Here is an 11,135-nt window from a genome sequence, read left to right on the forward strand (position 1 = left end):
TCAACACCCCCTAACCTTTACAGATCAATCCTTGCTTCGCAAATGTCCTATTTCTTGCCTTATCTCGGCATGACCCCTTGGAGGACCTAATGGCTCGGATCACGCAGGAGATCTCGTCGGCAACCGCGCTCGTGAACTTCGAGCCCCGCGCGCATCACCACGGATTGGAACTCGACTATGCGACGACGATCTCCGAATCCGCGTTCTTGTCGCCGGTCATCGCGGGATTCTTCTCGGGGCTGCTGGCTCGCCAACGCACGCCATGGCTCGTCGTCGTCATCCGCTTCAAAGACGATCCGCCGATCTTCGTGTTGGACAGACTGCCAAACGGCAAGAAGATCGACGTGCTCGCGCACCACCGACGGCTCTTCACGAAGGCCGGCACGGGCACCATGAACATGGTCGATTACTTCCTCGACAACAGCCACGGCAAGATCGACGTCTCCGATTCGGAGGTCGTCGGTGTCTACACGATCCCCTATAAGCGCGCCGACTACATCGGCAATGTGCCACCGCAACCGGGCAAGATCAATCGCAGTGGAGTGCTCGATGCCGGCCGGGCCGCGGCATCCGCCCACAAAATCGACCTCACCGTGTACTCGGGGGTCGTCGTGTGCGGCTACACACCGCTCGATCTGTGCGGATGGGTCGGCGGCATGGCGGCGCTGTGCGACCTCAACTCGCTGTCGCCCGACCTGCTCGGACAGGAGATGAGTCACGGGTACGGCTCCGACCACTCCGGCCTCGACGGCTCGACCGCCGAGTACGGCGATCCTTGGGACACGATGAGCACCTGGAGCCCGTACAGCGCTCCGAACGCGGACTACTCGCGGATCGGCCCAGGGCTCAACGCCGTCAACATGCGTCTTCGCGGATGGCTTAACGAGGACCGCGTGGTTGTGATCCCGCGCACCGTGCCCGTCACGCGCGACATCGTTCTCGGACCCCTGCACGACCGTGGCCTGCAGGCCGCGGCGCTCGATATCGCCGGATTCCTCATCGAGGTCAGAATGAAAGACCGGTGGGATGCTGGCATCCCGCGTTCGTGCGTGCTGGTCCATCGGGTCCAGGGCAACCGGTCCTACCTCATGGCGGCGGAGGACGGTGCGAACGACCTCGTCGCCGGCAGGGTCTTCAAGAGCTTCTCGGTTCTCGGCCCGAGTGTCACGGTGACGGTCATCTCCATCGACGAGAAGACGCGGCGCTCGACGCTGCGCGTCGAGCAGACCGTACGGCGCATCCGCATTCCGGATGAGGTGGCCCCAGAATGGCCGCCGCACCTGGGCGACCCCGGACCCGTCGATCGAATGAGTGGCGACCCCCGTATCTCGAGACTGCGCGAGCGCTTCGAACGATACGCCGCCGCCCTCGAGGTCGCCGATCACTTCGGGACGCCGGACCTCGCGCTGAGGTCACTCGCGGAGATTGCGGAAGAGATTGGACGCCAAACCGCAAGGGTGGAGGTCACGACGTTCCACGAGGGATACTCCTTCCACGACGGATTCACCCAGGGACCGGGCGACGTCCGCGAGCCGAACGAAGAACACTACCACGGCCACGGCCATCATGAATAGGGGGCCATTAGCAGACGCTCGATCAGCCTATCAACGCGCCACTTCCCTAGTCGACAGGTTCTTCCAGCGCGAAGATAAATGAGATCTTAATCTCCAGATACTCAGCCATACCGCCGGTGTTGATGGCTTCCAGCTCAAGCTTCAAGTCTTGATACTACTGGCGGATCGAAGCTTCGCTGCTGAGCAAGTCTCGGAACTTAGGACAACGTTCTGACCCCATTGAAACCCCTTCAACCCTTGATCAAACGAAGATGGGCACCTGATTTCCCACTGGAGTCTGAGCGGTTAGCGCTCTGTCCCTTCAAAACGTTCAACATCAAGCCGAACGTCAACTCATTGATCTCCTCGGGACTGATTGACAGTTCTCCCGCGACGCCAGCTTTCCCAAGCCCATCGGCTCGTAACGCGGCGAAAATCTTCTCTAGGACCACTGACCGCTCATGAGCAATAGATTCCGGCTCCTCGGTTCGGTAGCCCTCTTGAGCAATCTGAATACACAGCGTTCGGTACGCCCACTCCGTGGAAAGTCCCAGGCTATGAAGCCGGTAATTTAAGGCTGCCACAGAAACGGACCAGAGCTTCTTGTATTTGATGAGGCTTTTGATGGTGATCGAGCGTGGAGCCATCGCTAGAACGCTTGCACGTGGCATCAGAAAAGCCGACGCAAAGGCATTCGCCTCACGCTCTAAATCAGGCCCTTGTGGGTGGGCATGCTGGTGCATAACCAAGTGTCCTAATTCATGGGCTGCGTCAAAGCGGCAACGCTCGGCCGACTTGAAGGTATTCAAGAACATAAAGGGACGGCCACCACTCCACATCGAGAATGCGTCGACTTCCTTCGCATCAATCGCCAGTGAGTAGACACGAACGCCTTTCGATTCGAGAAGCGCAATCATGTTCTTGACCGGCTGCTCACCTAGGCCCCAGTGTGCCCTAAGCATCTCCGCCGCAGCCTCTGGCGCTTGGGCACTGCTTGACAGGTCTAGCTTATCGAGCGCCTCAAAATTCACCAGTGCAGCGCGTTCGGACCCCAGGTCCGGAATATCCGGCTCTGGCAAATCGAAACGTTTCTCGATCCAGTCATTCAGCAGGAGCGCAATTGCGCCTGCACCGAGAGCTGAATCCCTAAGTCCAGCAGTCATCTTTGAGAGCGACCGGAAACTGGCAACATCTGGCGTTGGCACCTCAGGATCATCGCCAAAGAAAAACGCTTCGGGGAACCGAAGCGTTTTAGCGATTTTTGCGAGGGTCCCAGGCTCAGGCTCCTGCGTGCCACTCTCGTAGCCGGAGACCGATCGCTCCGTTACTCCTATATGAGTGGCAAGCTCACGCTTTTTCATACCTCGCCGGCGACGGGCGAGCGCAAATCGTTGTGGGTTAAACATGGTCTATCACGAGCTTTTACGGCGAATTTCGATGTCGATGTCCGGACCGCTTGGAGGAGCAACCTCAAAGAAATCATCATCAAGGGCAATGGTGCCAAGCATGATACGTTCAGACCAGAAATTGATCTTGCCGCCTTTACCCATTCCCGACGGGCGTGAGAGCTCGATGCGGATTTCCTTCTTCACCGTGTCGGTGTGGTGGAGCAGTATCCAAGTCTCGTGAGGGCCTGATTCAGGCAGTTCCTCTGGCTCAGGCAGCAAGTCAGCAAACATGTCGAACTGACAGTTCTGCTCAACAGCATCAACAGTATTTTTACCCTTCCTGGATCGGCTGCTCGGCACCCCCAGCGGATTTCCGACATAGCTATCCCCCGATGCGACCGCAATTGCGAGATTGAGCGCCGAGTGAAAGGTAAGTGGGTAGTTCGACTTTTCATGCGCGACCCACCCCAGTGGGCGCAGCTGATCGCGCACCGCTCCTACCATCCAGCCCCACATTTCAAGGCCGTGAAAAATGCTGGGATGGTTAGGAGTCAGACGAACACGCTGTAGGTGAGCTTGATTGACAGCCTCATGCAGCGGCTCGCGCTCCAGACTTAACTGCTCAAGGCGGGCGGCGACTTCATCCTGATCGCTGAATACTTGGCAAGCCTGCATCTGAGGACTCCTAACGCAACGGTGACTTCCGGTTATTCTTCCTCAAATGAGGTTAAAAAACAAGAAGCTCTCGCCACGGAGGGCGGCCGAGAGCAGAAGTTGCAGCATGCATCTGTTCTAATGTCTTTCGACCCCATCAGGCGGCCCTGTCGCACGTAGCATCGGTTCAGGCGCAGAGCTGTCCGCACAGTAGGCTATGGGGTGATTCTGTTGAAAAACTAGCTACCCCGGCAGACAGCAGCCAGACTCCTCGTGTCGGCAAGCGAGAGGGCACGCAGCATGATGGGGCGGCTATCGAGTGGGCAGGAGCGGCTGTTTTACGCGTTCAACCTGGAAGAGTACGTCCCCGGCCACCACCTCCTGCGCCGTATCGATCGCTGCCTGGATCTCAGCGACCTGCGCCAGTACCTCAAGGATTTCTACAGCCCTGTCGGGCGTCCCTCGATCGATCCCGAACTGATGATCCGCATGCTGGTCGTCGGCTACTGCTACGGCATCCGCTCCGAGCGGCGGTTGTGCGAAGAGGTCCATTTGAACCTGGCCTATCGCTGGTTCTGCCGGTTGGGGCTGGAAGACGAAGTGCCCAATCACTCGACGTTCTCCAAGAACCGGCATGGCCGCTTTCGGGCCAGCGGCCTGTTTCGCTGGCTGTTCAATGAAGTGGTACGTCGCTGCATGACCGCTGGCCTGGTCAAGGGTGAAGGCTTTGCCGTGGATGCCAGCATCATCAAGGCGGATGCCAGCCGGCAGCGTGGCGTCGCCGGGGATGAAGCGATCAACTGGGGGGATCCGGCACTCAGCACACGCGCCGTGCGTGAGTACCTCGAGGCGCTCGATGACGAAGCGCTACCCAAGCGCTTGTCGTTGACCGACCCTCTGGCCCGCTGGACGGCGGCTCCAGGCGGTCCGGCGTTCTTTGCCTATTCCACGAACTACCTGATCGACACCGAGCACGGTGTGATCCTGGATGTGGAAGCCACGCCTGCTCACCACACCGCCGAGGTCGAGTCGACCAAGACCATGGTGGAACGCGTCGAAGAGCGTTTCGACATCACACCGGAACGTCTGATCGGCGACACCGCCTATGGGACAGCACCCATGCTGGCCTGGATGGTAGAAAGGGACCTCGAACCGCATGTCCCGGTGTGGGACAAAACCGAACGCCAGAACGACACCTTCTCGAGCAATGATTTCCACTGGAATGAAGAGGTAGGGGAATACCGCTGTCCGGCCGGACGCCCCCTGCGTAGCGAGTGGCGGGCCTTCAAGCGTCAGCGCTCCCACGTCACCAAGGCCAACACGGTGATCTACCGGTCCAGCCAGGCTGACTGCACAACCTGTCCGCTGAAGCCGTGGTGTTGCCCGAATACGCCGATGCGCAAGATCGTCCGCAGCGTTCATGAAGCCGCCCGGGAGGTGGCTCGGCGCATCGCCACCACAGCGGCGTACCAACGCTCCCGCTGCGAACGCAAAAAGGTCGAGATGCTCTTTGCCCATCTCAAACGGATCCTGAAAGTCGATTGCTTGCGGCTACGGGGACTGACGGAGGCAACCGACGAATTCACGCTCGCTGCGGCAGTGCAGAATCTGCGTCGGATGGCCAAATTGCTACCCCAAGGGCCACCCATCACGGGATAGGTCTGCCTGTTTGGGGCAGAAACCCTCCAAATACCTCAAAACTCGAGCCTGCAGGCTCAGCAAAACATCAAAAGACCACTGAAAGTGGCGGGCCAGCCCTTCGGTGGCAAACGTGAAGGCCGGCGTGCCTACTGTAAAACCGACTTTTTCAACAGAATCGGCCAACTGCTGCCGCACGACGTTTCCACAAAGCCGCCATCTGGGGGGCGCTCCGCCTCCGAAACCTGCCGCAAGGGCAATTCACACAACTCCGCCTCAGCCGACGTGGGCACGACTTGCGCTCATCGGCCGATGAAGAGCGGTTACGCAGCTTTCCAAGACCGGATCCCATGCTGGAGACCCGATGTCGGTGGATCGCCTAGTTCCAAGCGCGCACGGCACGTCCGGAAGCCGTGATGCGAGTTTGCAGAGCTTCGCGTCGGAGTGGGATTCCGCTGGACTCAAATCCGCAAGACCGCAGCATGTCGCGGGCCTCCTACAACACGTGCTCGCCGACATGGACGCCCTGCCGCTCGCCGAACTGAACGAATTCCCCCACCACACCCGCCATCCTGGCAAGTTGCACGCCTGCGGCCACGAGTCCCGGTCGAGGCGGTGTTCGGTCTGCACAACTGGCCGGGATGGCGGTCATGCCGCAGCCGGTCATGGCCGGCACCTGCGCCTTCGAGATCACGGAGCGCGGCCACGGCTGCCACGCCGCCACGCCACACCAGGGAATCCACGCCATCGTTGCCGGCAGCCAGCTGGTGCAGGCCCTGCAGACCGTGGTCAAAGGATAGGAATCGCCACTTCAGCAAGTATCCCGGGTTTCCGGATCGCTACAAGACGGTGTCAGCGGTCGTCACGCGCGAACTGCGTACTGATGAAGCCTGAAAACCGCGCCAGAATCACAATGCAAGTCGTGCCGTGGTTCGCCGGGGCGGCCGCCGGGTACGTCGGCCTGGACGGCGCGGTGATCGGCATCGACAGCTAGGGCGCCAGCGCGCTGGCGAGAAGTTGTTCCCGCATTTCGGCTTCACGGTGGAAAAGGTGGTCGAGGCAGCGAACGCACTGTCCTGACCCGTTGCGCAAGCAAAAAACGGCGTCGTGAGGGCGCCGTTTTCTTTCTTCCGTTCGCAATTCGTACCGCGTCAGCGTCGGTGTTGCGGCGGTATCTCCTCGCGTAGCAGCCTGCCGTCGCGCGTGATCTGCACCCGCTGCGATTGCGCCGGCAGTTCGCGCAGGAATTGCTGTTCGCGGCCTGGCGGCTGTCGCAGCTGCTCTTGGTTTCGACGCAGCGCCATCGCGTTGGTGGCGGCGTAGTGCGCCTGGGCGTGGGACGCGCACGGGTTCGGGTTTTGGAACCCGAACACGGAAATGACGCCGACCTGCAGCTGCAGCGAATAGTCCAGCGAGGTCAGGCCGGTCGTGGCGACATCGACCGGGCAGTTGCCGCCCGGCAGCCGTCCGAACGCGGTGCCGCCGCTCGGGCCGCTGGGAAGGTTGCGGAACCACGCCATCGGCGTGCTGCACGCAGTGGGCGGAATGGCCTGCGTCGCGAACATGCCGGTCACGTTGCCGGTCTGCGCCATGTCGACCTGCGCGGTCGAATGGCAGCTGAGGCAGGACGAGCGCGGATTGTCGACCGGACCGATCAGGCGCCCCGCGCGACCTACGTGGTCGCGGAAGGCCGGCGGCATGTCCGGATTGATCCAACTTTCCTGCAGCGTGGTGATCGCGGTGCCGGTCACGGTCGGATCATTGCCCCACTGCATGCCGATAGGCGTCAGTCGCCGCCAGCCGTTGCCTTCGGCCGGCCACAGACGCTCGTCGTAGGCGTAGGTGGCGAATACCCAGCCCGTCGTGCTGCTGAAGTGGTCGTCCTTGACCGCGACGTCGACCTGCAGCAGGCGCACTTCGATCGGCGGGGCAGCGGAGTTCGCCGGCACCTGCACGAACCAGCGCGGCGCGTGCGCCAGCGGATCCGGTGCCTGGATGCGTGAGGGCACATACTCGGCGAACAGCAGCTTGAACACCACGGTGCCGTCGATGAAGTGCGCCGCGGAGGGTTGGGTCTGGGTCAGGTCGTAGCTGGGAAACACCTGCCCGATCGTGTACCCGCCGAGACTGTTGTAGTAGCCGATCGCTACGGCGCGCAGGTTCCCGCCACTGGTGAGCCAGTGCGTCTGCTCGCTGGGATTGAGCGGCCGCTCGTTGGTCACGCCGTGGTAGGGCTCGCGGCGTGCACTGGCCGACGCGGTCATCATCGGCACGTGGTACCACTTGCGCGAGGCCCAGTTGCTGTTGTTCTTGGTCGCGTCGAAGTCGATGCCGGGTCCGACATTCCCTGCAGGATGTAGGTCTTGAGTGCGGCCAGATAGCCGTCGCGCTGCGCCGGGATCGACAAATTGGAGAAGGTCCGCCACGGTCCATTGGTTTCCGCGCAGGCGGATTCCACGAAGTGATGTGCGGTTGGCCCTGCGCATCGTTGGTGATTACCGGAACGCCCAGCGGATACGCCTGCGCGAGTTGGAAGCTCTTCTGCACGCCCGGCTCGTTCGGGTTCACATCGCCACTCGCATCCGCTTGCGGCGGATGATCGGAGATCCAGTCGGGAAAATCTCCTGAGCATTGTGCGGTGTACGCGCCGGTGCCGCCGCCAAATTGTCCAGTGGGTTCGGTCGTGGGCGTGCTCGATTGCCATCGGCATGCGACCAGCAACGAGCACAGCAGCACGCCTGTCGAATTTCGGATTGCGGATCTGTCCATCGCAGTTCACTCCTGTTCGCGCCTGCCGCCAGTTCTCGCTGTTCACGCGAGGTCGATAAATCTCGCCTCCGACGGCACACCCGCCGCATCCAGCAGGAACAGCATCCACGGACCCGGCGGAGCGACCGCGGCGCTGGAGGGGCGCGGACCTGCACGGCAGTCGCGGTGACGCCGAGGATCGGCAGCTTGATCCAGCGCAGGCCGGCATCAGTGTGGTGGGTGAGGGCGCTGGGCCGCAGCAACACGACGCTGTCGACATCGCCCGGCTCCGCGTACCGATGGACATCGCCGCTCCCCAGGTCGCACTGGCCGGCGCGCTGGTAATCGACGGGCGACTACCGCCGCCGAGATAGGGCGGACTGAACAACTCCATCGATCGCTGATCGCGCATCGGTGTGGTGCCGAGCGTGGGATCGATGCCGCCGGTCACCAGCACGCGCCCGTCGGGCAGGAGCACGGCGACCGAGTGGTACTGCCGCGGATGCAGCATCGGCGCCTGCGTCGTCCACACGTTGTTCGCCGGATCGTAGATCTCGGCTTCGAGCACGGGTTGCGGATCGGCGGCCCACTTGCCGTTGCGCTGACCACCGACGACAAGAAGATGTCCGTTGGGCAAAAGCACGACCGTGACGTTGACGCGCGGAAACGCCATGTCTGCTCCGCGGCTCCAGGCAGCGGTCGCCGGATCGGTCAGGTCGATGCGCTCCAGCGTCTGCGGATTGCGCCACGTCGCTACGCCGCTGACGCCACCACCGACCACGAACGCTTCGGTGGCCGGTGGCGACACCGTGTCGTCGATGCGCAACACCGCCATGCCTTCCTGGCGATCGGGGAACTGCAACAGTCCGAGATCGGCCCAACTGCCGTTGTTGGCACCGGTGAAGCTGAGTCGCGCGGATTCGCGATGCGACATGTCCGGTGCGGCCCAGCCGCAACGCGAGTAGAACACGCCGCCCGGCGGGCAGCAGATGCAGGCTGGGGAACAGTTCCGGGAATGTGCGGTCGGCGCCGGCCAACATCGTCCAGTTGCTGGTGGCCGGATCCCAGATTTCCAGGCCGGAAGCGCCCGAGCCCGACGCCGCCAGCACGCGACCATCGGGCAAGGTCAGCACCGTGGGATACCAACGCGGTTCGTTCATGTTCGCCATTACCGTCCAGCTTTCCGTCGCCGGATCGAAGATGTGGGTCTGATTCATCAGGCCAATCGGCGCACCGCCTGCGACCAGCAATCGCCCATCCGGCAGCCAGGCATGCCCACTGCAGAACAGGTCGGCGGCGTAGGCCTGGTTCGTGCGCGCATCTGTCGCGGGATTCCAGACTCTGGATTGTGTCGGATAGCCGCTTCGGCCGTGCCCGACCACAACAGCACCTTGCCGGTCTTCAGCACGGCGGCATGTACGACGAAGAGATCGAGGTCCGGAACCGTCGACCACGTGCCGGCGTGCGACATGCACGGCATGTCGACATCGGGACATGGCGAGCCGTCGTCGATGGGCAGTTCGAAGCCCAGGCAGGCCTTCAGTTCCTTGGTCGCTTCGATCTCTTGCGACGCGCGGACGAGACCGCCATGGCCCATCATCATGTGTATCTCGGCATGGCAGTGGAAAAGGAAATCGCCGCGCAGCTGCACGCAGTGGCCGTCGTACGAGAGCACCGGTTTCGCGTGATCGGCCGCCTGGCCGTGCGCCAGCTTGGGCGAATGCATCGCCGTCATCCGCGTCACGGCAGTGGCGATCGTTTGGCCCTCAGCTCACTGCGCCCTTGCGGTGGGTGGCCGCCAGCGTTCTGCTGGGGCTTCGCTATCGTGCAAACTCTTCATGGCACTCGCAGCAGCCATTCGATCGCATCAGGATCAACGTTCGGCACGATGGTGTCGCCCATGAACGACTCGGCCGGACCGAGGCTGCGCGTGTCGTAGCGTTCGTCGCCACGGTGGAAACGCTGGCCGTGGATGTGGAAGTTGTGCCATTGCGTGGACAGGTCGAGATCGAACACGTACCAGCGGATGCATTTGCCCGACTTGGCGACGATGGTCGGCGTATTCCCCACGAACGAGCGGCCGTTGAGGCACCACGACGGCATCGCCGCGGTGCCGCGATCGGTGACGGTGTGCTGCTGATTGCCGGGCGTGCGTCCAGGTGACCGTGCCGCCCGGGCCGATGGTCACGTCGTTGGGCGCGAAGCTGGAAGGCGAATCGATGATGCTGACCGCGGCCGTCGCCGGACCGCCGGCGACCACGCGGACCACGCCGGTCATCGCGGTGTGGATCTCGCAGAAGTAGTCGTAGGTGCCTTCGTCGGCAAAGGTGAAGGAAAACCGGCGGGTCGCCCGGCGACAGCGGGCCGAAGCGGAAGCGGGTGACGTCCGACTGTCCCTGCAGGCGGTGCAGAAACATGGGCACGTGGTAGTCGGCCTTCTTGGCCTTCGGATCGCGCACTATGATCGCGCCGAACAGGCCCCGCGACACCACCGCGTCGATGTTCATGAAGTGGTCGTGGAATGGCCAGGCGCCGATCGTGTCGGGGGTGACATCGAACACGTAGCACCAGCTTTCGCCAGGGCAGATTGCATCGCTGCGATGGTGTGATGATCTGCGACGCCGAACGGGAACGAGCCGTCCGAATCGATCCCGTAGTCCAGGCCGTGGACATGGAAGCTGTGCGGTTCCGCGTCCGCGTTGTACACGTGGATGAACAAGCGCTCGCCCGGATCGGCGTAGAGCACGCAGCCGGGAATGCGGCGATCCCATGGCGGCTCGTTGATATCAGCGACGACCAATGGCGAGGTATCGGGCACCGTATGCGCGGCGTCGAAATAGCGTCGGTAGATCACGGCGTCGAACCGGCGCAATTCCACTTCGTTCGGCGAAATTGTGCCGTCTTCGTGTCCCGGCCCACGCATGCAGTCGATCTTGTAGCGCATGTGATCGCTTCGTCCGGCGCCACCGGCGTGTACGACTGCAGGCGTTCGATCCTCAGATAGATGCGGCGGCAGCGCGAATGAGGGTCGTACTCGCCGTGATCGTGCGGATGACCGGAACCGTGGTCGTGGCCTAGGCTGTGGGAATCCGAAGGGCTATTCGATTCATGCGAACGCCGGAACCGTGGTCGTCTGAGCCATGGTCGTGGTCAT

At 62.3% G+C, this 11,135-nt stretch carries 9 protein-coding genes and 3 pseudogenes; 4 read left to right on the forward strand and 8 right to left on the reverse strand.

Translation table 11 applies throughout. The annotated features are described in order from the left end of the window. Positions 1-89 precede the first annotated feature (89 nt). The gene (locus tag ACG10_RS23395; RefSeq protein WP_089170237.1) at positions 90-1,574 is read left to right on the forward strand and encodes a hypothetical protein; all 1,485 of its coding nucleotides are present in this window, start codon (positions 90-92) and stop codon (positions 1,572-1,574) included. A gap of 46 nt (positions 1,575-1,620) precedes the next feature. Here the strand turns inward: ACG10_RS23395 and ACG10_RS24690 are convergent. The 3 genes and pseudogenes from ACG10_RS24690 to ACG10_RS23405 all read right to left on the reverse strand — a co-directional run. Then, a pseudogene (locus ACG10_RS24690) lies at positions 1,621-1,770 on the reverse strand (GrpB family protein); the annotation flags it as partial. Between the two features lie 34 nt (positions 1,771-1,804). Next, a complete protein-coding gene (locus ACG10_RS23400; protein WP_089170238.1) occupies positions 1,805-2,959 on the reverse strand; it encodes a helix-turn-helix domain-containing protein in 1,155 nt (384 codons plus the stop codon). Between the two features lie 6 nt (positions 2,960-2,965). Beyond that, a complete protein-coding gene (locus ACG10_RS23405) occupies positions 2,966-3,616 on the reverse strand; it encodes a hypothetical protein (RefSeq protein WP_089170239.1) in 651 nt (216 codons plus the stop codon). Positions 3,617-3,895: 279 nt separating this feature from the next. Here ACG10_RS23405 and ACG10_RS23410 point away from each other — a divergent pair, with 279 nt between their 5' ends. Next, complete coding sequence (locus ACG10_RS23410; protein ID WP_089170240.1) at positions 3,896-5,254, forward strand: transposase; 1,359 nt, start codon at positions 3,896-3,898, stop codon at positions 5,252-5,254. Positions 5,255-5,883: 629 nt separating this feature from the next. Then, positions 5,884-6,033 (forward strand): peptidase dimerization domain-containing protein, encoded by a 150-nt coding sequence (locus tag ACG10_RS24855; RefSeq protein WP_332460707.1) that lies wholly within the window; start codon positions 5,884-5,886, stop codon positions 6,031-6,033. A gap of 351 nt (positions 6,034-6,384) precedes the next feature. Here ACG10_RS24855 and ACG10_RS23420 read toward each other — a convergent pair whose 3' ends face one another. The 4 genes and pseudogenes from ACG10_RS23420 to ACG10_RS23435 form a co-directional block, all read right to left on the reverse strand. Then, positions 6,385-7,506, reverse strand: coding sequence for a hypothetical protein (locus ACG10_RS23420; protein WP_157731531.1), 1,122 nt, complete (start codon positions 7,504-7,506; stop codon positions 6,385-6,387). Beyond that, positions 7,497-8,915 carry a Kelch repeat-containing protein gene (locus tag ACG10_RS24995; protein WP_157731532.1) on the reverse strand — a complete coding sequence of 473 codons (1,419 nt, stop codon included), beginning with the start codon at positions 8,913-8,915 and terminating at the stop codon, positions 7,497-7,499. Before ACG10_RS24995 ends, ACG10_RS23420 begins: the two co-directional genes overlap by 10 nt. Positions 8,916-9,197: 282 nt before the next feature. Then, positions 9,198-9,707 carry a hypothetical protein gene (locus tag ACG10_RS24695; protein ID WP_232487333.1) on the reverse strand — a complete coding sequence of 170 codons (510 nt, stop codon included), beginning with the start codon at positions 9,705-9,707 and terminating at the stop codon, positions 9,198-9,200. A gap of 110 nt (positions 9,708-9,817) precedes the next feature. After that, positions 9,818-10,093: pseudogene (locus tag ACG10_RS23435) on the reverse strand (multicopper oxidase domain-containing protein); the annotation flags it as partial. 47 nt (positions 10,094-10,140) lie between these two features. Here ACG10_RS23435 and ACG10_RS24040 point away from each other — a divergent pair. Continuing rightward, positions 10,141-10,284 (forward strand): hypothetical protein, encoded by a 144-nt coding sequence (locus tag ACG10_RS24040; RefSeq protein ID WP_157731533.1) that lies wholly within the window; start codon positions 10,141-10,143, stop codon positions 10,282-10,284. Between the two features lie 201 nt (positions 10,285-10,485). Here ACG10_RS24040 and ACG10_RS24970 read toward each other — a convergent pair. Beyond that, positions 10,486-10,752 (reverse strand): annotated as a pseudogene (locus ACG10_RS24970) (hypothetical protein); the annotation flags it as partial. Between the last annotated feature and the right edge of the window lie 383 nt (positions 10,753-11,135).

The sequence above is a fragment of the Azotobacter chroococcum genome, from assembly GCF_002220155.1.
In the GTDB taxonomy this organism is placed as follows: domain Bacteria; phylum Pseudomonadota; class Gammaproteobacteria; order Pseudomonadales; family Pseudomonadaceae; genus Azotobacter; species Azotobacter chroococcum.

Bases quoted from the DNA above. Each gene is read 5' to 3' on its own strand.
- ACG10_RS24695 (WP_232487333.1), bottom strand. From the start codon at position 9,707: ATGCATTCGCCCAAGCTGGCGCACGGCCAGGCGGCCGATCACGCGAAA.
- ACG10_RS24995 (WP_157731532.1), bottom strand. From the start codon at position 8,915: ATGTCGCATCGCGAATCCGCGCGACTCAGCTTCACCGGTGCCAACAAC.
- ACG10_RS23395 (WP_089170237.1), top strand. From the start codon at position 90: ATGGCTCGGATCACGCAGGAGATCTCGTCGGCAACCGCGCTCGTGAAC.
- ACG10_RS23405 (WP_089170239.1), bottom strand. From the start codon at position 3,616: ATGCAGGCTTGCCAAGTATTCAGCGATCAGGATGAAGTCGCCGCCCGC.
- ACG10_RS24855 (WP_332460707.1), top strand. From the start codon at position 5,884: ATGCCGCAGCCGGTCATGGCCGGCACCTGCGCCTTCGAGATCACGGAG.
- ACG10_RS23410 (WP_089170240.1), top strand. From the start codon at position 3,896: ATGATGGGGCGGCTATCGAGTGGGCAGGAGCGGCTGTTTTACGCGTTC.
- ACG10_RS23400 (WP_089170238.1), bottom strand. From the start codon at position 2,959: ATGTTTAACCCACAACGATTTGCGCTCGCCCGTCGCCGGCGAGGTATG.